This window comes from Streptomyces griseochromogenes (assembly GCF_001542625.1).
Lineage (GTDB): Bacteria > Actinomycetota > Actinomycetes > Streptomycetales > Streptomycetaceae > Streptomyces > Streptomyces griseochromogenes.
Window position 1 is genome coordinate 10,257,458 of the sequence record NZ_CP016279.1, and the last position, 19,949, is coordinate 10,277,406.

At 72.7% G+C, this 19,949-nt stretch carries 20 protein-coding genes and 1 pseudogene; 10 read left to right on the top strand and 11 right to left on the bottom strand.

All coding sequences use genetic code 11. The features are described from left to right. Positions 1 to 23 precede the first annotated feature (23 nt). Positions 24 to 950: a DUF3027 domain-containing protein gene (locus AVL59_RS44735; protein WP_067315929.1), complete on the bottom strand. Its 927-nt coding sequence runs from the start codon at positions 948 to 950 to the stop codon at positions 24 to 26. A 303-nt stretch (positions 951 to 1,253) separates the two neighbouring features. Between AVL59_RS44735 and AVL59_RS44740 the strand changes: the two genes are divergently transcribed. The 4 genes from AVL59_RS44740 (at position 1,254) to AVL59_RS44755 (ending at position 4,774) form a co-directional block, all read left to right on the top strand. Beyond that, complete coding sequence (locus AVL59_RS44740; protein ID WP_067315932.1) at positions 1,254 to 2,654, top strand: MFS transporter; 1,401 nt, start codon at positions 1,254 to 1,256, stop codon at positions 2,652 to 2,654. A gap of 62 nt (positions 2,655 to 2,716) precedes the next feature. Continuing rightward, positions 2,717 to 3,190, top strand: a complete 474-nt coding sequence (locus tag AVL59_RS44745) for a DUF2771 domain-containing protein (RefSeq protein ID WP_067315935.1) — start codon at positions 2,717 to 2,719, stop codon at positions 3,188 to 3,190. Continuing rightward, a complete protein-coding gene (locus AVL59_RS44750; protein WP_079147290.1) occupies positions 3,163 to 3,936 on the top strand; it encodes a futalosine hydrolase in 774 nt (257 codons plus the stop codon). The genes AVL59_RS44745 and AVL59_RS44750 overlap by 28 nt, the downstream gene beginning before the upstream one ends. Further along, complete coding sequence (locus tag AVL59_RS44755; RefSeq protein ID WP_067315941.1) at positions 3,926 to 4,774, top strand: 1,4-dihydroxy-6-naphthoate synthase; 849 nt, start codon at positions 3,926 to 3,928, stop codon at positions 4,772 to 4,774. The genes AVL59_RS44750 and AVL59_RS44755 overlap by 11 nt, the downstream gene beginning before the upstream one ends. Before the next feature lie 6 nt (positions 4,775 to 4,780). On the opposite strand, the gene AVL59_RS55925 is transcribed toward AVL59_RS44755, so the two are convergent. Beyond that, complete coding sequence (locus AVL59_RS55925; protein WP_067315943.1) at positions 4,781 to 5,164, bottom strand: cold-shock protein; 384 nt, start codon at positions 5,162 to 5,164, stop codon at positions 4,781 to 4,783. A 175-nt stretch (positions 5,165 to 5,339) separates the two neighbouring features. Between AVL59_RS55925 and AVL59_RS44765 the strand changes: the two genes are divergently transcribed. Continuing rightward, entirely contained in the window at positions 5,340 to 5,603 is a 264-nt protein-coding gene (locus AVL59_RS44765) for a hypothetical protein (protein WP_067315946.1), read from the top strand. On the opposite strand, the gene AVL59_RS44770 is transcribed toward AVL59_RS44765, so the two are convergent. Together AVL59_RS44770 and AVL59_RS44775 are read right to left on the bottom strand one after the other, a co-directional pair. Continuing rightward, the gene (locus AVL59_RS44770; RefSeq protein ID WP_067315948.1) at positions 5,567 to 6,205 is read right to left on the bottom strand and encodes an HAD family hydrolase; all 639 of its coding nucleotides are present in this window, start codon (positions 6,203 to 6,205) and stop codon (positions 5,567 to 5,569) included. The genes AVL59_RS44765 and AVL59_RS44770 overlap by 37 nt on opposite strands. A 212-nt stretch (positions 6,206 to 6,417) precedes the next feature. Beyond that, a complete protein-coding gene (locus tag AVL59_RS44775) occupies positions 6,418 to 7,485 on the bottom strand; it encodes a hypothetical protein (protein ID WP_067315951.1) in 1,068 nt (355 codons plus the stop codon). 104 nt (positions 7,486 to 7,589) lie between these two features. On the opposite strand from AVL59_RS44775, the gene AVL59_RS44780 reads away from it, so the two are divergent. Next, positions 7,590 to 10,163: a helicase-associated domain-containing protein gene (locus AVL59_RS44780; protein WP_067315953.1), complete on the top strand. Its 2,574-nt coding sequence runs from the start codon at positions 7,590 to 7,592 to the stop codon at positions 10,161 to 10,163. An 18-nt stretch (positions 10,164 to 10,181) separates the two neighbouring features. On the opposite strand, the gene AVL59_RS44785 is transcribed toward AVL59_RS44780, so the two are convergent. Beyond that, positions 10,182 to 10,568, bottom strand: a complete 387-nt coding sequence (locus tag AVL59_RS44785; protein WP_159400216.1) for a hypothetical protein — start codon at positions 10,566 to 10,568, stop codon at positions 10,182 to 10,184. Positions 10,569 to 10,686: 118 nt separating this feature from the next. On the opposite strand from AVL59_RS44785, the gene AVL59_RS44790 reads away from it, so the two are divergent. Further along, positions 10,687 to 12,330, top strand: coding sequence for a DNA repair helicase XPB (locus AVL59_RS44790; RefSeq protein ID WP_067315957.1), 1,644 nt, complete (start codon positions 10,687 to 10,689; stop codon positions 12,328 to 12,330). A 31-nt stretch (positions 12,331 to 12,361) separates the two neighbouring features. On the opposite strand, the gene AVL59_RS44795 is transcribed toward AVL59_RS44790, so the two are convergent. Both AVL59_RS44795 and AVL59_RS44800 read right to left on the bottom strand, forming a co-directional pair. After that, the gene (locus tag AVL59_RS44795; protein WP_067315958.1) at positions 12,362 to 12,691 is read right to left on the bottom strand and encodes an SH3 domain-containing protein; all 330 of its coding nucleotides are present in this window, start codon (positions 12,689 to 12,691) and stop codon (positions 12,362 to 12,364) included. A 148-nt stretch (positions 12,692 to 12,839) separates the two neighbouring features. Then, on the bottom strand, positions 12,840 to 13,022 hold the full coding sequence (locus tag AVL59_RS44800) for a hypothetical protein (RefSeq protein ID WP_067315960.1): 183 nt from the start codon (positions 13,020 to 13,022) through the stop codon (positions 12,840 to 12,842). A 359-nt stretch (positions 13,023 to 13,381) separates the two neighbouring features. Here AVL59_RS44800 and AVL59_RS44805 point away from each other — a divergent pair, with 359 nt between their 5' ends. Then, positions 13,382 to 15,469, top strand: a complete 2,088-nt coding sequence (locus AVL59_RS44805; RefSeq protein WP_067315962.1) for a HelD family protein — start codon at positions 13,382 to 13,384, stop codon at positions 15,467 to 15,469. Positions 15,470 to 15,507: 38 nt separating this feature from the next. On the opposite strand, the gene AVL59_RS44810 is transcribed toward AVL59_RS44805, so the two are convergent. Together AVL59_RS44810 and AVL59_RS44815 are read right to left on the bottom strand one after the other, a co-directional pair. Beyond that, positions 15,508 to 16,215 carry a copper homeostasis protein CutC gene (locus AVL59_RS44810; RefSeq protein ID WP_067315964.1) on the bottom strand — a complete coding sequence of 236 codons (708 nt, stop codon included), beginning with the start codon at positions 16,213 to 16,215 and terminating at the stop codon, positions 15,508 to 15,510. 81 nt (positions 16,216 to 16,296) lie between these two features. Next, a pseudogene (locus AVL59_RS44815) lies at positions 16,297 to 16,994 on the bottom strand (maleylpyruvate isomerase family mycothiol-dependent enzyme). 50 nt (positions 16,995 to 17,044) lie between these two features. Here AVL59_RS44815 and AVL59_RS44820 point away from each other — a divergent pair. Further along, a complete protein-coding gene (locus AVL59_RS44820) occupies positions 17,045 to 17,695 on the top strand; it encodes an HD domain-containing protein (RefSeq protein ID WP_067315965.1) in 651 nt (216 codons plus the stop codon). Here the strand turns inward: AVL59_RS44820 and AVL59_RS44825 are convergent. Next, positions 17,679 to 18,053 carry a hypothetical protein gene (locus tag AVL59_RS44825; RefSeq protein WP_237281820.1) on the bottom strand — a complete coding sequence of 125 codons (375 nt, stop codon included), beginning with the start codon at positions 18,051 to 18,053 and terminating at the stop codon, positions 17,679 to 17,681. The two genes, AVL59_RS44820 and AVL59_RS44825, sit on opposite strands and share 17 nt — an antisense overlap. Further along, complete coding sequence (locus AVL59_RS44830) at positions 18,050 to 18,631, bottom strand: SseB family protein (protein WP_159400217.1); 582 nt, start codon at positions 18,629 to 18,631, stop codon at positions 18,050 to 18,052. Before AVL59_RS44830 ends, AVL59_RS44825 begins: the two co-directional genes overlap by 4 nt. Positions 18,632 to 18,824: 193 nt before the next feature. Between AVL59_RS44830 and AVL59_RS44835 the strand changes: the two genes are divergently transcribed. Further along, on the top strand, positions 18,825 to 19,943 hold the full coding sequence (locus tag AVL59_RS44835; RefSeq protein ID WP_099053233.1) for a GNAT family N-acetyltransferase: 1,119 nt from the start codon (positions 18,825 to 18,827) through the stop codon (positions 19,941 to 19,943). The last annotated feature ends 6 nt before the right edge of the window (positions 19,944 to 19,949 follow it).

The following is a 19,949-nucleotide window of genomic DNA, read 5'->3' on the forward strand; positions in this document are numbered from 1 at the left end:
GCCCTGTTGCGCGCCGATCGCCGCTAGGAGTGCCCCAGTTCCGCCGTCTCCTCGTCCCCCGGCTCCGGAACCGAGCCCGAGTCGCGGGACGGCCGGAGGGGGAAGACGTCGACCTTCATCTCGTCGATCACCGGCACGGCCGGCTGGGGCGGCTTCGGCATGACCGCCGCCTCCGAGTGGCCGCCGCAGCCGTACGACAGGGAGACCACGCGGCCGTCGGCCGGGGAGAACTCGTTCGCGCAGACGCCGAAGGCCTGGCCGAGCGAGCCGCCGATGGGGGTGAGGAAGCCGCAGGACATGCACGTCGCGGGGGCGGCCTGGGCCATCGGCGTCTTGGAGCCGAACGCCTCCTCCCAGCGGTCGGCGGCGATGTGCAGGCCGTAGCGGGAGAGGACTCGGGCGCGGCGCATGCCCAGTTCCTCGGCCAGTGCGGCGATCGAGCCGCGGACGGGGACCGTCGGCTGGACGGCCGGGGTTCCCGGGCTTACGTCCGCGTCCTCGGCCTCCGCCAGTTCCGCCATGTCCTCGGACACGACCGAGTTCGGCGGGGGCTCCTCCTCGCCCAGGTAGCCGGGCTCCAGGCGCAGGTCCTCCTGGTCGGTGGGGAGCAGATCGCCGGGGCCGAGGTCGCCGGGGCGCAGGCGCTCGCTCCAGGGGACCCACTCGGGGGCGAGGAGGGCGTCGGGGCCGGGGAGGAGGACCACCTCGTCCAGGGTCACGATCTTGGCGCGGGAGGCCCGGGCCACGGTCGCCGCCCAGCGCCAGCCGCGATAGCCGAGTTCTTTGCACTCGAAGAAGTGCGTGACAACACGGTCGCCCTCCGACACCAGGCCGACGTGCTCACCCACCACACCGGGCGCGGCCGCCTCCTCGGCGGCGGCTCGGGCGAGGTCCACCGCCTCGGCGCACAGACGGTCGGGGGTGCGGCTTCGCGTTGTCGCTGCGCTCACAGGTATCGCTTCTCTCCTACGCCGTCTCTGAGTGCGGCTGCCTCCGGCGGTGAAGCGGACGGAGCGGACCTGGGGACCGCATCGACGTCCGCATCCGATCGCGCTCGGGCGCACCTCTGCCATCCATTGTGCTTGATGGCTGAGATACGCACGCTACCCCGTCGCCAGTGGTCGGGGACAGTCCGGCGCTTCGCGGCGGTATTTCCGAGCCGCCCACCGGACTCGCCCGGCCGGGAGGCGGCGACCCGGCATCCCGACTCGCTTGAGCTCAAACCGCACTATCGGGCGGTGTCTCGGGGCACTATGAACCACGTGGCAGGCGCGGACAGGGGGAGCGTTCGGGGCGGCGGTTCGGGTCGGGTCGGTGGGGCCGTCCGCGCGGTCGGGCGTGCCCTGCACTTTCCCGTGACCGGAACCGCGCGCGGGATCCGGAAGGCCACGCACGCCCATGGCGCCGGCGAGTCGGGGCTGGGGAAGCTGATCGAGCTGCACGCGGTCAACGGGGCCGGTGACGTCATGATCACCGTCGCCCTGGCCTCCACCGTGTTCTTCTCCGTGCCCACCGACGAGGCCCGGGGGCGCGTCGCGCTGTATCTCGCCATCACCATGGCCCCCTTCACCCTCCTCGCCCCCGTCGTCGGCCCCCTCCTGGACCGGCTTCCGCACGGGCGGCGGGCCGCGATGGCCGCGGCGATGCTGACCCGGGCCCTGCTCGCGCTGATCATCTCCGGGGCCGTGGCCGGCGGCGGTCTGGAGCTCTATCCGGCCGCGCTGGGGGTGCTGGTGGCTTCGAGGGCGTACGGGGTGGTGCGCAGCGCTGTCGTGCCGCGGCTGCTGCCGCCCCGGTTCTCCCTGGTCAAAGCCAATTCGCGGGTCACCCTCGCCGGGCTCCTGGCCACCGGTGTGGCCGCGCCGATCGGGGCGGGGCTGCATGCCGTCGGGGATCCCTGGCCGCTGTACGGCGCTTTCGTGATCTTCATTGCAGGGACGTTCCTGTCCTTCTCGCTGCCGCCCAAGGTGGACTCCGCCAAGGGCGAGGCCCGGGCCCTGCTCGCGGCCGACGAACAGCATCTGCACGGGCCGTACCGCAAGCAGGCCAGGCGGCCCGGGCTGCGCACGGTCGGGCCGGCCGTCACCCATGCCCTCGGAGCCAACGCCGCGCTGCGCTGTCTGTCCGGCTTCCTGATCTTCTTCCTCGCCTTCCTGCTGCGCGAGCACCCGCTGACCGGGGAGAGCGCGGCGGTCTCGCTGGGAATCGTGGGCGTGGCGGCGGGCGCCGGCAACGCGCTGGGCACGGCCGTCGGCGCCTGGCTGAAAGCGAGGGCTCCGGAGATCATCATCGTGACCGTCGTCGCGGTGGTGCTCGGAACCGCGATCGTGGCCGCGCTGTTCTTCGGGGCCTTCCTCGTGGCCTGTCTGGCCGCCGTAGCCGGGTTCGGGCAGGCGCTGGCGAAGCTGTCCCTGGACGCGCTGATCCAGCGGGACGTGCCCGAGCTGGTGCGGACCTCGGCCTTCGCGCGCTCGGAGACGCTGTTGCAGATGGCGTGGGTGTTCGGCGGCGCGATCGGCATCGTGATGCCCCTCAACGGCGCCCTGGGACTGGTGGTCGCGGCGGCGATCGTGGCCGCCGGCTGGCTGACCACCCTGCGCGGACTGCTCGCCTCGGCGCGGCACGGCACCAGGCCGCGGGCGCGAGTGGCGTAACGAACCGGGCACGCCGCACCCCACATGGGCGGACGGCTCCGGGTGCCCGATAGCCTTCGGCCATGACCACGCTGCAATCCGTTGTGCGACGCCGCCGCGCCGTCGCCGCCGCCGGCGCCGTTTCCGCCGGACTGCTCGTTCTGTCGGCATGCGAGAAGCCCACGCCCGTCGCGACGATCACCGTCGGCCGAAGCTCGGTCAACTCCGAGGCGCTCTGCTACAACGACGGCAAACCGCTGGACCAGAAGTCGCTCGCGAAGTGCGCCAAGAAGGCCGGCGACATCGAGTCGATCAAGGTGGACCCGGACCAGACAATCCGTGTCGGTGTCGACCCGAAGATCGCTGACGCGGGCTGGGTCCTGCTGGTGAACGGCCGCCAGTTCACCGACGTGAGCAAGAAGACCTACACCACCGTCCCGGGCAGCGCGTTCTTCAACGTCCAGTACGGCACCCAGGGCGACACCAACACGGTCTCCATCCAGATGGGCCAGAGCCCGGCGAAGGGCCTGTGGTCCTTCAAGCTGAAGAAGGCCTGATCACGCCTTCCGTACGCGCCCTCGTAGCCACCGCGGTCCCCGCCGAACGGGACGCGGTGGCACAAGCGTTCCCCGGCGCGGGTGAGGCGATACGGCTGCCGGGGGCCCCGGAAGGCCCGGACCTCCCCGGGGTCTCGGTGGTCCGGACGGCCGCCGGGTACGACCTGCTGGCCGCCGGTGTCGGGCCCGCCCGCGCCGCCGCCTCCACCGCCACCGCGCTCACCGCCGCCGCCGTCGGCGGCGCCCCTTACGGCCTCGTCGTGTCCGTCGGGATCGGCGGTGGCTTCCAGCCCGGGGCGCCGCTCGGCTCGCTCGTCGTCGCCGACGCGATCACCGTGGCCGATCTGGGCGCCGAGAGCGCCGACGGCTTCCTCCCGGTCACCGAACTCGGCTTCGGAACCGTCACCCACCGCTCGCCCGCATCACTCGTACGAGCAGTGTCCGAGGCGGTCGGCGCGCGCGTCGGCACCATCCTCACCGTCTCCACCGTGACCGGCACCGCCGCCCGCGCCGCCGAGCTGCGCGCCCGCCACCCGCGGGCCCTCGCCGAGGGCATGGAGGGGTTCGGCGTGGCCGAGGCGGCAGCCGCGCACGGGGTGCCCGTGCTGGAGATCCGCGCCGTGTCCAACCCGGTCGGCCCGCGCGACCGAGCCGCCTGGCGCATCGGCGACGCCCTCGCCGCCCTCACCGAGGGCTTCGGGAAGCTCGCGCCCGCATTGGAGAGTTGGAACACCCATGACCAGTGATGCGCTGCAGATCGCGTACTCCCCCTGCCCGAACGACACGTTCGTCTTCGACGCCCTCGCCCACGGCCGCATTCCCGGCGCGCCCGCGCTGGACGTGACCTTCGCCGACATCGACATCACCAACGGCATGGCCGAGCGCGGCGAGTTCGACGTGCTGAAGGTGTCGTACGCCGTGCTGCCCTACGTCCTCGACGAGTACGCGCTGCTGCCGTGCGGCGGTGCGCTGGGGCGGGGGTGCGGGCCGCTCGTGCTCACGCGGGAGGCGGGTGCGGACCTGACGGGCCGTACGGTCGCGGTGCCGAGCGAGAAGTCGACCGCCTATCTGCTGTTCCGGCTGTGGGCGGCGGACACTCTGCCCGGAGCGGTCGGCGAGATCGTGGTCATGCCGTTCCACGAGATCATGCCGGCCGTGCGCGACGGCAAGGTGGACGCCGGGCTCGTCATCCACGAAGCCCGCTTCACCTACCAGGACTACGGGCTGCACAAGCTCGCCGACATGGGCGAGCACTGGGAGCGCAGCACCGGGCTGCCGATCCCGCTGGGCGCGATCATCGCCAAGCGGTCGCTGGGGGCCCGGGCACTCGGTCTGCTCGCGGACTCCATCCGCGACTCCGTCCGGGCCGCCTGGGACGACCCGGAGGTCTCTCGGCCGTATGTCATGGAACACGCCCAGGAGATGGACCCGGCCGTCGCCGACCAGCACATCGGGCTGTACGTCAACGAGTTCACCGCCGGCCTCGGCGAGGACGGCTATGCGGCGGTCCGCGGGCTGCTCACACGTGCGGCGGCCGAGGGGCTGCTGCCGCCCCTCGGCCCGGATGCTCTCGCCTTCCCCTGACCGGACCTACACGTCCAGCTGGTCCGCGACCGCGCGCAGCAGGCCCGCGATCTTCTTGCCGGAGGCCTTCTCCGGGTAGCGGCCCTTCTCCAGCATCGGCGTGATGTTCTCGAGAAGGGTCGTCAGGTCCTGCACGATGGAAGCCAGCTCGTCCGGCTTCTTGCGCTGCGCGGCCGCGACCGACGGGGTCGGGTCGAGCACGGTCACGGAGAGCGCCTGATCACCGCGCTGACCGGCGACGACGCCGAACTCCACGCGCTGTCCCGGCTTGAGTGAATCGACTCCGGCGGGGAGAACCGAGGAATGGACGAAGACGTCACCGCCGTCGTCGCGGGAGAGAAAGCCGAAGCCCTTCTCGCTGTTGAACCACTTGACCTTGCCGGTAGGCACGTCTGTCCTCGTCCTCGTACTCGTTGGGAAAACTACTTCGGAAACGGCTCTTGATAGCACTAGAGCGGGTCGCCCATGACCCGCCGCTACCAAGCGCTACCAAGGCTAATGGTCTTCGGGCGGGTGACAAGACGTCCCCCGGTTGTTCTCTCGCGCAGGGAACTACCCTGGTCCGGTGCGTGACAAAACCCAAACGAATTCCGCCGGGCCCGGTGACCGACTGATCCGAGCCGGAGCGGTGCTGTTCTTCATCGGGGCCGTGGCCACCCTGGTCACCGTGGTCCCGCTGTTCCTCGGCGCGAAGCCTTTTCCGACGTACATGTACGGGCTGAGCATGCTCATGGCCGTCGGGTTCCTCGTGGCCGGAGCGGGAGTACTGCGCTCGATCGCCGCGGGGCGGCGTCAGGCACGCTCGGCCGCGCCGGGCGCCTCGCGGTAACCGGCCAGCCAGGCCGGGAAGGCGGTGAGGTCGTCGAGTACGACGTCCGCGCCTGCGGCACGCAGTTCCTCCGCGTCGCAGGGGCCGGTGGCCACGGCCACGGGCAGTGCGCCGGCCGCGCGCGCCCCGCGTACGTCCCCGACGTGGTCGCCCACATAGACGCTCGCGCCGTACTCGCGCAGCGCCTCCGCCTTCTGCTCGGCCCACAGGTCGCCGACGACCACGTCGGGCTCCAGGCCCAGGTGGGCGAGGTGCAGCTTGGCGTTCGGCTCGTACTTCGCGGTGACCACCATCGTCCGGCCGCCGGCCGCGCGCACCGCCTCGATCGCCTCCCTCGCGCCTGCCATGGCGGGGGTCGCGGCGACGGCGATCGACGGGTACATCTCCCGGTACAGGTCGGCCATCGCGGGAATCCTCTCGGCCGGGAACCAGTTGACCAGCTCCTCCGCGAGCGGGGGTCCCAGGCGGGTCACCGCGAGGTCGGCGTCGATGTAGGTCCCGGTCCGCTCCGCCAGGGCGAGGTAGCAGGCGTGGATGCCCGGGCGGGAGTCGATGAGGGTCATGTCTAGGTCGAAGCCGATGGTGAGGGACATGGCCGCCATTGTGCCGCGCGGCGTCAAGGGCCATCACCCCGGCCTCCGGCCGCGTTCCGCCTCCCACCCGCACCACCCGTACAACGCTCACCACCGGGTGCGGGTGGCCCCCGCGGGGCTGATCCCCCGACGGCAAGTGCGGGCAGTTCCGGTGGAGTCGGGGTGTTGTGGGAGTGCCGGCGGGTTCGGTGAGGTCGGATCGTTGTCGGGCGGCGTCGGCGTCATCGCTTGCGTTGGGAGCGCCAGAGCAGGAACAGGGCCGAGGCCACGGCCGCGCCGCGGAGTACCCAGGGCCAGGTCCCGGCCACGGCGTCGTTCATGTGGCCCTGGGCGATGGGAGAGCCCCAGCGGCCGCTGCTGCGGCCCCACAGCCAGACCAGGCCGGACGCGACCGCGAGACCGGGTACGCCCAGTACCGCCCACTTGGTCTCGACGGGGGTCAGCCGGCGGGAGGTGTAGGCGATCAGCCAGCCCGCCCCCAGCGCGACCAGGTTGTCGAGCACGGCGCCGGCGACCAGCGCCGCGGCCGCCAGCAGGAGGAGGGGGTTGGACCAGCCGGCGGCTGGGCCGGGGAGGAGACGGCGGGCGGGGCGGGCCGCAGGAGCCGGCGGGGCCGGTGGCGGGGTGCGGCGGGCGAACAGGCGGCGGCGAAGGGTGCGCGGCCGGGCTGCGGGCTGCTGGTCCGCGGCCTTCGCCGGCTCCTCGGGGGTGCCCTCCGCCTCCTCCGGCTCCTTCCGCGGCTGTTTGAGCAGGTCGGGGATCTCCACCCCGCCGACGAAACCCGGTACGAGGTCGTCACCGCCCGCCGGTCCGAACGGACTGTCCTGTACCCGCCACCAGTCGGGCTGCATCGCGCTGTCCCCGAGTTCGTGCGCGGCGGCGAGATGCGGCGGGGACGGTGCGGAGCGCGGGGCGGGCCGCTCGGGCTCGGCGGGGCGTGGCCGGGGGACGATCCTGCGCAGCCCCTTGGGCCGTTCCTCCCCGTCCGGCGTATCCCGCGTGCCGCGGCTGTCCGTCCCCCGGTGGACGGGCACGGCGGCGGACGGCGGCTGAGGCCGGCCCGCACCGCCCGCCGCCTCGACCACCTCGTTCGGCGTGCCCAGCCGGTCCAGGATGCGGCGCACGGCGGCGGGACTGTCCGCCGTCGCCTTGGCCCGCTCCCGGTCGATCTCGTTCCGCAGCTCCGACACCAGCCGCATCCGCACGGCCGACGGCAGCTGCCGCTGGTGAGCGACATCGCCGACGCGGCTCAGATACTCGTAGACGACCTGGTCGCTTTCGATCCCCACGCAGCCCCTCCGGGGTGACACCGATGAACCCCGCTGAGGACGGTACCGCTTCTTCCCTCTCGCCCGGAGCCGCTGCGCCCGCCCGGTCGGCTACCGTTGGCCGGATGAGCCCCGAGGCCCACTCAGCCCCCCGGTCCCTCGCCGAGTCGCTCCGCATGAGGGACGACGCCTCGCTGGCCGCGCTGCTGCGCAGCCGACCCGATCTCATCACCCCCGTCCCCACCGACCTCACCCAGCTGGCGACCCGCGCCGGCACCCGCGCCTCGGTCCTGCGCGCGCTGGAGCGGCTGGACGCCTTCGCGCTGCAGACCGCGGAGGCGCTTGCCGTGGCCCCGGACCCGGCGTCGTACAGCGAACTCCTCGGGCTGATGGCGGGGGACGCCGGGGACGAGACCGTGGCCGCCGCGCTGCCCCGCGCCGTCGCCACCCTGCGCGAACAGGCCCTGGTATGGGGCGACGACGAGCGGCTGCGCCTGGTGCGGACGGCACGGGAGCTGCTCGCGCCGTCCCCGCAGCACCCCTCGCCGACCGGCCTCGGCCCGACCGTGCAGGAGGCCGGCTCGGGCATGTCCCCGGGGCGGTTCCAGGAGATCGTCACCGCCGCCGGGCTGGGCTCGACCCATGACTCGGTCTCGGCGGTGGCCGCGCTCACCTCGCTGTTCACCGACCGCACGAAGATGACCGCGCTGCTCGCCGAAGCCCCCGAGGCCTCCCGCGAGGTGCTGTCGCGGCTGGTGTGGGGGCCGCCGTACGGGCAGGTCACCCCGGACCCGGCCGCCCATCTGCGCTGGCTGCTGGACCGCGGCCTGCTGCTGCCGACCGGCCCGGGCACGGTCGTCCTGCCCCGCGAGGTGGCCCTGCATCTGCGCGAGGGCCACGCCCACCGCGCGCCCGAGCCGCTGCCGCCGGCCGTCGAACCGGCCGCCACGCACGCTCCCCAGGTGGTGGACGCCACCGCGGCCGGGCAGGCGTACACCTCGCTGGCCACCGTCGAGGAACTGCTGAAGGACTGGGACGAGGGCGGTCCCGCCGTGCTGCGGGCCGGCGGGCTGAGCGTGCGGGACCTGAAGCGGACCGCCGTCGCCCTGGACGTGCCGGAACCGGTCGCCGCCTTCTGGGTCGAGCTGGCGTACGCGGCGGGACTGCTGGCCTCCGACGGCGAGGCCGACGAGCGGTACGCGGCCACCCCCGCCTACGACGAGTGGCTGGAGCGGCCCCCCGCCGAGCGCTGGGCGCGGCTCGCCGAGGCCTGGCTCACGGCCACCCGCACGCCGGGGGTGGTCGGCGGGCGGGACCCGAAGGACCGCGCGCTGTCCGCGCTGGGACCCGGACTCGACCGGTCCGCCGCGCCCGAGGTACGGCACCGGGTGCTGATCCTGCTGGCCGGCCTGCCGCAGGGCACCGCCCCGACCGCCGAGTCGGTGCTGGCCCGGCTGCGCTGGGAACGGCCGCTGCGCGGTCAGCAGGGAGAGGGCGGCGACGACGATCTGCGCTCCCGGCTGGCCCGCTGGACCCTCTCGGAGGCGGAACTGCTCGGCGTCACCGGGCGCGGGGCGCTGTCCGCGCACGGGCGGGCACTGCTCGGCGCCACCCCCGCGGCCGCGTCGGCGGCTTCGTCGGCATCGGCAGCCGACGCGGCGGGCTCCGGCTCCCCGAAGACCTCCGGTCCCGGTGACAAGCTCCCCGTCCACCACCGCCCGGCCGCGCACGCCGAGCCCCACTCCCCCGTGGAACGGGCCGTCGCCTCCGCCGCCGCTGCCCGTCTTCTCGCGCCCCTGCTGCCCGAACCGCTGGACCACGTGTTGTTGCAGGCCGACCTGACGGCGGTGGCCCCCGGCCCGCTGCGGCGTCCCCTCGCCGCCATGCTGGATGTCCTCGCGGACGTCGAGTCCAAGGGCGGCGCGACCGTCTACCGCTTCACCCCGGCCTCGGTCCGGCGCGCCCTGGACGCCGGCCGTACCGCCGCCGACCTGCACGCCTTCCTCACCGAGCACTCCCGTACGCCGGTCCCGCAGCCGCTGGCGTACCTGATCGACGACGTGGCCCGCAAGCACGGCCATCTGCGGGTGGGCGCGGCCTCGGCGTATGTGCGCTGCGACGACGACGCCCTGCTGAACGAGATCCTCGCCGACAAGCGGGCGGCCGCCCTGCGGCTGCGCCGCCTCGCCCCGACCGTGCTGGCCGCCCAGTCGGACCCGGGCTCGCTGCTGGAGGGCCTGCGCGCGATGGGCTACGCGCCCGCCGCCGAGTCGGCGGAAGGCGATGTGCTGATCACCCGCGCCGACGCCCGCCGCACCCCGCCGCGCACCGCGCCCGAGCCGGTGCCGGACGGGCCGCCGCCGCCCGATGCCACGCTCCTGTCGGCCGCGATCCGCGCGATCCGGGCGGGCGACCTGGCCGCCACCACCCCGCGCAAGACGGCCGGGGCGCCGCTGGCGGGCGGCGAGCTGCCGCGTACGTCCTCCGCCGAGACCCTGGCCACCATGCAGGCCGCCGTGCTGACCGGCGGCTCCCTGTGGATCGGCTACGTCAACGCCGAGGGCTCCGCCAGCCAGCGGGTCATCGCCCCGATCCGTGTCGAGGGCGGCTTCGTGACGGCGTACGACCACACGGCCGACGAGGTGCGGACGTATCCGCTGCACCGGATCACCGGAGTCGCGGAGCTGGCGGACGACTGAGGCGTGGGGCGGGCCCGGTCAGCAGTCCCTGACGGGAGCGTCCGCGGGCAGGCCGAAGTGCCTGCGGGCGTCGGCCTCCAGTTCGGTGGACGGCGCCCGGTCCGCGGGGCCGGGCTCCCCGAAGAGACTGAAGTGGTCCTCCACCCACTGCGCGTTCCCCGCGCCGTCCGGCGCCTCCTCCCGCGACACCACGCGATAGCCGTCGCGCGCGCCCGGGTCCCGCGCCAACCGCACCACCTGCGGGACCTCGTCGCCGGAGCACTCCACCAGAGCGCCCTTGCGCTCCCCGTACTCCCGGCACGAGGTGGTCACGCCCGCCCGGACGACACCGTCGTGCTCGTCGAGGTCACGTGCCTCGGCCCGGACATCGCCCCGCCTTCCTCCCCGGGGGGGGAGAGATCGCACCCGCGCCGCTCCCGCGGATCGAGACCCGTGACGGGGGCCCATGGTTGCGACGTCCCGCCGTGATCATCCGCCGGTAGGGCACACTGGAGATTTGGCCGTGCGGAAGGGAAGTGCGTAGGTGAACGGACCGCTGATCGTCCAGTCGGACAAGACCCTGCTCCTGGAGGTCGACCACGAGCGGGCCGACGACTGCCGTCGGGCCATCGCGCCCTTCGCCGAACTGGAGCGGGCTCCCGAGCACATCCACACCTACCGGGTCACCCCGCTGGGTCTGTGGAACGCGCGGGCGGCCGGGCACGACGCCGAGCAGGTCGTGGACGCGCTCGTGCAGTACAGCCGGTATCCGGTGCCGCACGCGCTCCTCGTGGACATCGCCGAGACGATGGACCGGTACGGCCGGCTCACCCTCAGCAAGCACCCCGCGCACGGACTGGTCCTGACCACCACCGACCGGCCGGTGCTGGAGGAGGTGCTGAAGTCCAAGCGGATCGCGCCGCTGGTCGGCGCACGTATCGATCCGGACAGCGTCGTCGTGCACCCCTCCGAGCGCGGGCAGATCAAGCAGGTGCTGCTGAAGCTGGGCTGGCCGGCCGAGGATCTCGCCGGGTACGTGGACGGCGAGGCGCACCCGATCGAGCTGCTGGAGGAAGGCTGGGCGCTCAGGCCGTACCAGAAGCAGGCCGTGGAGAACTTCTGGCACGGCGGCAGCGGTGTGGTCGTACTCCCCTGTGGTGCCGGAAAGACGCTGGTCGGCGCCGGGTCCATGGCGCAGGCGAAGTCCACCACCCTCATCCTCGTCACCAACACCGTCTCGGCCCGGCAGTGGAAGCACGAGCTGGTGAAGCGGACCTCGCTGACCGAGGACGAGATCGGCGAGTACAGCGGGACCAGGAAGGAGATCCGCCCGGTCACCATCGCCACCTACCAGGTGCTGACGACCAAGCGGAAGGGCGTCTACCCGCACCTGGAGCTGTTCGACTCCCGTGACTGGGGCCTGATCCTCTACGACGAGGTGCATCTCCTTCCCGCGCCGGTCTTCAAGTTCACGGCGGACCTCCAGGCCCGTCGCCGCCTCGGCCTCACGGCCACCCTGGTCCGTGAGGACGGCCGCGAGTCGGACGTGTTCTCGCTGATCGGGCCCAAGCGGTTCGACGCGCCCTGGAAGGAGATCGAGGCGCAGGGCTACATCGCGCCCGCCGACTGCGTCGAGGTCCGGGTGAACCTGACCGACTCCGAGCGGCTGGCCTACGCCACGGCCGAGACCGAGGAGAAGTACCGCTTCTGCGCCACCACCGCGACCAAGCGGAAGGTCACGGAGGCGATCGTCCGCCGCTTCGCCGGGCAGCAGATCCTCGTCATCGGCCAGTACATCGACCAGCTGGACGAGCTGGGCGAGCACCTCGAAGCCCCGGTGATCAAGGGCGAGACGTCCAACGCGCAGCGCGAGAAGCTCTTCGACGCGTTCCGCGAGGGCGAGATCAGCGTGCTCGTCGTCTCCAAGGTCGCCAACTTCTCCATCGACCTGCCGGAGGCCACGGTCGCCATCCAGGTGTCGGGCACCTTCGGCTCCCGCCAGGAGGAGGCCCAGCGCCTCGGCCGTGTCCTGCGCCCCAAGGCCGACGGCCACCAGGCCCACTTCTACTCGGTCGTCGCCCGCGACACCATCGACCAGGACTTCGCCGCCCACCGCCAGCGCTTCCTGGCGGAACAGGGCTACGCCTACCGGATCGTGGACGCGGACGAGATCCTGGCGGAGGACTAGGCGAAGAACCGGGGCGGGCGGGACACGCGGCCTAGAAGAAGGAGTGCTCCTCCATCCAGCCCGTGGTCCTGCCGAACTTGCCGTAGTACCAGGAGCCGCCCTTGGCGGTGCAGTACACCCGCACGTTGTTGCCCGCGAACACGGACTTCTTCACCTTGGACTTGAAGCTGGGGCTGGTGTACATGTCGGCGTGGTCCCACTGGACGACCTGCAAGGTCTGGTCCTTGATGTTCTTGGTGCACGCGGAGGAGCCCACGGCCGAGGCGGTGGGAGCGGCCATGAGGGTGGCGCCGAGGGCGAGCGCGGCGGCGGCGGTCACGCCGCTGACCGCCTTGCGGAACGGAAGCTTCGAGAAAGGCATGCCAATTTCCCCGTTTACTCGGTCGAAGAGCGACCGAAGAGATTCGGACAACAGCTGATCATGTTGGCACACGCCCCTGAAAGCCGGAGCGCCAGGTTCGGGTGAGGGGGCCGCCAACAGCTGCTGCCACCAGGGAAGTTCGACCCGACTACTTGTGGTGTATGCCCGCTTCCTCGCCGTACTCACCGAGGATCACGACGCTGAACGCGGCCTCCACGAACACCTTGACGGCGCGCAGGGCGTTGCCCAGCGGGTGGTGGTGAGAGCCGTCCACGGCCGTGGCGCCGGTCGGGGGCCGGACAGGGGCGGGAGAGATGGTTGCTGCGCTCATGTCTCCATGGTGGAACTTCGGGCACCGATCCGGTATCGGTCTCGGGGGCCAATTCCCCGGGCCTCCGTGTAGCCCTCCGGGTGGACCCCCACCCCTACACCGGGAGGGCCGCGTCCCCTAGGGGGCGCGGCCGCCGGGCCGCCCGCAGGACACCTCACGGAAATTCATTGGCCCCCTCCCCGCCACCTCGCCTAAAATCTCCGCTCTTGCCCGCCTCCCTCACGGAGAGCCCGCCCGTCGCCCACCACCGCCCTCAAACGAGGCCCTATGGGCCGCCCCAACGTTCTGCCCGGCCGGAAACCGGACGGCATACGTCGTAGCCACGCATCGCACGCAGCAGGCCCACCGGAGGCACCCCCTTGTCCACGCCCGCCCACGAACCGCTCGACGCCCCCCTCGGCGACTCTCCCGCCGACCCCCTCACCCGCGAGCGCTCCCACCTCGGCGCCTCCCGGGCCGCCCTGCGCGCCATGCGCGAGGACGTCGAGGCGCTGGACATCAGGGACGTCACCGCGAACTGGGTCAACGCCGAGGTGCTCGCCCGCCAGATCGACGAGCGCATCAAGGCGCTCGCCGACCTCAGCGACACCCCCCTCTTCTTCGGGCGGCTCGACTACCTGCACGCCCCGGGCGCCACTCTGGCGGAAGGGGCGGAGGGCGAGCGCTTCTACATCGGGCGGCGGCACGTCCACGACGCCGACGGCGACCCGATGGTGATCGACTGGCGCGCCCCCGTCTCGCAGCCGTTCTACCGCGCGTCCAAGAAGGACCCGATGGACATCGGGCTGCGCCGCCGCTTCGGCTACACCGGCGGCGACCTGACCGCGTACGAGGACGAGCACCTGTCCGATCCGGCCGATCCGTCGGGGGCCGCCACCACCAGCAAGCTCCTCCAGCAGGAGATCGAGCGGCCCCGCGTCGGCCCCATGCGGGACATCGTGGCCACCATCCAGCCCGAGCAGGACGAGATCGTCCGCAGCGGGCTGGGCGGGACCGTGTGCGTACAGGGAGGTCCCGGCACCGGAAAGACCGCCGTAGGCCTGCACCGGGTGGCCTACCTCCTCTACGCCCACCGGGACCGGCTCGCCCGCACCGGCACGCTCGTCATCGGCCCGAACAAGTCCTTCCTCCACTACATCGAGCAAGTCCTCCCGGCCCTCGGCGAGTTGACCGTGCAGCAGGCGACCGTGGACGACCTGGTCGCGCATGTGGAGGTGCGCGGGACGGACGACGCGGCCGCCGCGATCGTCAAGGGCGACGCCCGGATGGCCGAGGTGCTGCGCCGGGCCCTGTACTCCCACGTGGCCATGCCCACCGAGCCGGTCGTCGTCGTGCGCGGCTCACGCCGCTGGCGCGTGGCGGCGTACGAACTGGAGGAAATCACCCGGGAGTTGCTGGACCGGGACATCCGCTACGGCGCGGCCCGCGAGGCCCTGCCGCAGCGCATCGCGCACGCGGTGCTGGTGCAGATGGAGCGGGCCGGGGAGGCGCCCGACGACCGGGTGCAGGACGCGGTGGCCCGCGACGGCGCGGTCAAGGCGGCCGTGAAGGCGGTCTGGCCTGCCGTCGACCCGGCGAAGCTGGTGCTGCGCCTGCTCACGGACGCCGGCTTCCTCGCCGAGCACGCCGAGGGGATCCTGGACGAGGACGAGCGGAAGACGATCCTGTGGGCGAAGCCGGTGCGCAGCGTGAAGTCGGCGAAGTGGTCGGCGGCGGACGCGGTGCTGATCGACGAGGCGGCCGATCTGACCGAGCGCACCCACTCGCTCGGACACGTCGTCCTGGACGAGGCGCAGGACCTCTCCCCCATGCAGTACCGGGCCGTCGGCCGCCGTTGCACCACCGGCAGCGCGACCGTCCTCGGCGACCTGGCACAGGGCACCACGCCCTGGGCGACGCGGAGCTGGGACGAGGCGCTGGCCCATCTCGGCAAGAGCGAGGGGATCGTCGAGGAGCTGACGGCGGGTTTCCGCGTCCCCACGGACGTCATCACCTACGCCTCCCGCCTCCTCCCCCACATCGCCCCCGGCCTCACCCCGGTCGCCTCGGTCCGTGAGAACCCGGGCTTCTTCGAGGTCCGTACGGCGACGGAGACGGCCGAAGTCGTCGCCGCGTGCGAGGAGTTGCTGCGCAACGAGGGCTCGACGGGCCTGATCGCGGCCGACGCCCGCGTCCCCGCACTGGCCGAGGCCCTGACGGCGGCCGGGATCACCTTCCTGGCCCCGGGTGAGGAGACCACCCGCGAGACCCGTCTCACCCTCGTCCCGGCCTCCCTCGCCAAGGGCCTGGAGTACGACTACGTGGTCCTGGACGAACCCCGGGCGGTGGTGGACGGCGAGCCGGACGAACGCACGGGCCTGCGGCGCCTTTACGTGGCCCTGACCCGAGCGGTGTCGGGCTTGATCGTGACCCATGCGGCACCGCTGCCCGCGCAGCTCGATCAGTAGGGTCCGGCTCGATCAGCGGGGTCCCGGCCCTGCCGGTATCAGGCGACGTCGTCGTCCAGTACCGCCCGCCACCTCGCGACCGCCTCCGCCGAGACCGGCCCCTCCCAGCCCTCCGGCCGGGCCGCGCCCCCGATGTGGAAGGCGTCGATGCCGGCGTGGCGGAGGGCGGGGACGTGATCCAGGCGCAGGCCGCCGCCGACGAGGATCGTCTGGCCGTAGCCGGGTTCGCCCCGTCGGCCCGCCTCGGCGAGCAGGGTGGCGAGCCCCTCGTCCACCCCTTCGGCCGCTCCCGCCGTGAGGTAGGTGTCCAGGCCGGGCAGATCGGCGAGCTGCTTGCGCAGGGCGTCGCGGTCGGTGGCGCGGTCGATGGCCCGGTGGAAGGTCCAGCGGCAGCCGCCGAGCGCACCGACGACCCGCTCGACGGCCGCCAGGTCGAGCCCGCCGTCCGCGTCGAGAAAGCCGAGCACGAACTGATCGGCCCCGGCCTCCCGCAGCTCGCCCGCCACCCGCACCAGGCGGTCCAGGCCCTCGGGGTCTCCCGCCGCGAACCCGTCCGCCGGCCGCAGCATCACGCGCAGGTCGATGTCGACGGCGGCCCGGATCCCGGCGACGGTGGCGGCGGACGGGGTGAGCCCGTCGGCCGCCATGTCGGTGACCAGCTCCAGGCGATCCGCGCCTCCGGCCTGGGCGGCGACCGCGTCCTCGACGTCGAGGGCGATCACCTCCAGGACTGCACGCTTGCTCATGGCACCCCATTCATCGGCCGACTACAGGTCTAGTCCAATTCAAGACTACGCCTGCCCCGCACCGGCCCGGCGCACCCCTGGTCACCCGAAGATGTTCAGTTCCCCCTCCGCGGCGCCCGCCAGCTCATAGGCGGCCCCGTTCAGCGGACGCCCCGCGTACAGCCGTACGAGCGTGGCGGCGTCGCCGATGTACCGGGCGGGCGGACTCGCCGCGGTCACGGCGCCGAGCCGCAGCGGCTCGTCCACGTCGTCGAGGTCGGCGTGCAGCGGCAGGTGCCCCTTCTCCCGGGTGATCCGGACCAGCAGCGTCAGCGCGTCCGGCAGCCCGGCTCCCGCGTACGCCCCCGGTACCCCGAAGACGTCCCGCACGTCACCCGCGTGCACCCTCCCCCACTGCCCTGAGGGCGTGGGGCCCCCACCCCGAGGGCGATCATGTCCAGCACGCCATCCGCCTTGGCGATCACCGGCCCGGCCTCGGTCATCCCGCGCTCCAGCTCGTCCACGACCCGCGCGTTCGTCCACTCGGCGCGCTCGGCGACGTCCCGGTCGTTCGACTCGGGCGAGAACACACCCTTCTCGAACCGGCTCTCCACCACCCGCATCAGCGCGGCGGAGCAGTGCGCCAGCACATCCCGCACCGTCCACCCCGGACACGCGACGGTCGGCAGCGCGAAGTCCGCGTCGGCGCGCGAACGCAGCAGCGGTATCAGGGCGTCCCGCTCGACGGCGAGCAGCCGGCCGGGGAGGTCGGGGTCACGTGCTTCCTCTGCGTGAGTCATGGAGCCACGCCAGGGGCGCCTGCTGACCCGCGTCACGGAAGAATGAACACATGGCCGACCTCGATGCCCTGCGCCTCCGCTTCGCCGGCGCCCTGGAAGGAGCCCGCGCCCCAGGCGCCGGCCCCGACCCCGCCCCCTACGCCGACAGCCTCCTCGCCCGCTGGCAGGAGCCACAGCGCCACTACCACACGCTGACCCACCTCACCGCGGTCCTCGACCACATCGACGTCCTGGCGGAGTACGCGGCCGATCCGGACGTGGTACGCCTGGCGGCCTGGTTCCACGACGCGGTCTACCTCCCCGACCGCTCCGAGAACGAGGAGCGCTCCGCGCACCTGGCCGAGCGGGCCTTGCCCGAGGCCGGCGTGCCACCGGAGAAGACAGCCGAGGTCGCCCGCCTGGTCCGCCTCACCATCACCCACGCCCCCGCCGACGACGACCGCAACGGCCAGGTCCTGTGCGACGCGGACCTCGCGATCCTGGCAGCACCCCCGTCGGCATACGCGACCTACACCGCCGAGGTACGCGAGGAATACCATTTCATCCCGAACGACACCTTCCGCGAGGGCCGCTCGGCAATCCTGCACCAACTCCTCGACCTGCCGTGCCTGTTCCGCACTCCGTACGGACGTGAACACTGGGAGGCGACGGCCCGCTACAACCTGGCGGCGGAACTGGACTTGCTCAGCGAAACCGCCTGATCCCATCGACGGGTACGCCGGAATCATCGGACTCCAACTGCGCCGCTCGCGCTTTCAGCTCTTCCGCGACCTCATCCCAGTCGGGCCCAAAAGAGAGCAGGTCGGCTGCCGCCTCACGCAGCAGCCCGGGGTCGTCAGGACGCTGCAAGCAGGCCAGCCGGTAAGCCAGATTACGGGCCCAGACCGGCATCGCCATCCAGTCCTCCGCCAGCACATCACGCACAGCGGAAAGGATGTCGTCGGGTTCGGCGAATGAGACTTTCTCGATGAACTCCCGTACCGGATCCGGGATCCTTTGGGCACCTTCCTCGTAAGTCGATTCGATCATATCGCGAGTCAATTCAACGAGTTCGGTCAAGGGGTTCCGCTTTCCGTGGCTTCGTCGCGCTCCCGCCCTGTCACGGCGACCGCCTCCGGCACTATTCCGGCGACCGGTGGCAGCACCAGCCCCCGCTCGCCGTCACCCGCGTCCACCAGCACCCCGCACGGCAGCCCGGCCTCGGCCACCGCCGGTACTCCGGCGTCCAGCACCGCCGCACCCCACACCGTGCGGTACCGCCACGTCCGGTCGGCCTCGCCGCGCGCTCTCGCGTACCGGGCGAGCGCGGCCTCGTCGGTGAACGCGAGCAGCCACCGCGCCCCGTGCGTCTCCACCGTCAGGGCGTCGCCGCTCTCCCCGTGGGGGACGAGGACCCGACGGCGGCGGAATTCGCCGAGCCTTGCGTGGAACTCACGTCGGTGGTCGGGGAGTCGCGTGGCTCCCGCAGAGGGCGGGGGCGCCTCGGGCGTTGGGTTCGCGGCGGCCGATGAGGCCGCCCCGGGCGGGGCCGACGCCTCCTCGGCAGCGAGCGCCGGCTCGTGGCCCGCGTAAAGGACCGTCCGTGCCGCGATGTCCGCCAGCGCCGACCTGGGCGGCTGTATTTCGGTCTCGTCCATCTCCCCCGCCGATCCCACAGCGTCTTCCCCCCTCAGGTGAACGACCTGAAATCGTCACATGTGCGCTCCGACCCAAACAACGTTCACCGGATCAACAGCGGGTAAAGCACCCGCCAAGGCGCGCGCATCACTGATCCGCAGGCCAGCCGGAAATGCTGTCGACCTGAGCGGACCCGCCCCGTACTGTTCGCGCATGCGACCGTTGAGCGGGGACCAGGTGGACGAGGCCGTCGCGGGCTGTGCGGCGGTACTGCGCGCGGCGGTGGACCGGGACTGGAGGGGCGTCAAGGCCGGTGGGCTGGAGTGGAGTTGCCTCGAAACGGCCGAGCACCTCGCGGGCGCCCTGTTCAGCTACACGAGCCGGCTGGTCACCGGCGCCCAGGAGTACTTCCCCTGCGATCTCGCCTTCGACGAGGACGCCGACAACGCGGGTGCGCTGGAGGTGATCCGGTCGACCGGTGCCCTGCTCGCCGCCACCGTCCGTGCCACCCCGCGCGAGGTGCGCGCCATCCACCCGTACCCGTTCGGCAGCGCCGACCGCGAGGGCTTCGCCGCGATGGGCATCACCGAGCTGCTGCTGCACACGTACGACATCACCCAGGGCCTGGGGCTGCCCTACGAGCCCTCCGAGGAGCTCGCCGAGTCCGCCCTGACCTGGCTCTTCCCGCACGTCCAGCCCGGCCCCGCGCCCTGGCCGACGCTGCTGTGGGCGACCGGGCGCGGCGAGCTGCCCGGCCGGGCCCCGGTCACCGACTGGCGCTGGCGCAACAACCTGGTCATACCCGCCGAACGCCTCACCCTGACCGGTATCCGCCCGGCCGCCGCCCGCGATCTGGGCCTGGGCGGCGACGGCGGCTTCGAGTGGCTCGGCGGCGAGCCGTACGAGGGCACGCGGCGGGCCGCGAACTCCATGATGAAGGCGTACGAAGCGGGCGTGCACCGACCCGAGTTCGGCATCTTCGCCCTGGTCCGGCACGAGGACGGCCGGGCGATCGGCGCCATGGGCTTCCACGGCGTCCCGGACGAGGAGGGCCGCGTCGAGGTCGGCTACGACCTCGTGGAGGGCGCCCGCGGCCAGGGCTACGCCACCGAGGCCCTGCGCATCCTGACCCCGTGGGTGCTGGCCCGGGACGGCGTCGACATGGTGCTCGCGGCCATCGAGCACGCCAATGTCCCCTCCCAGCGTGTGGTGTCCCGGGCGGGGTTCACCCGGGCGGCCGTCGACGAGGAGCGGATCGTGCACGAGGAACGGATCACGCACGAGGAGTACGGCGTGGACAGCGGCCTCCAGCTCTACGTCCGCCGGGCCTGAGGCCCC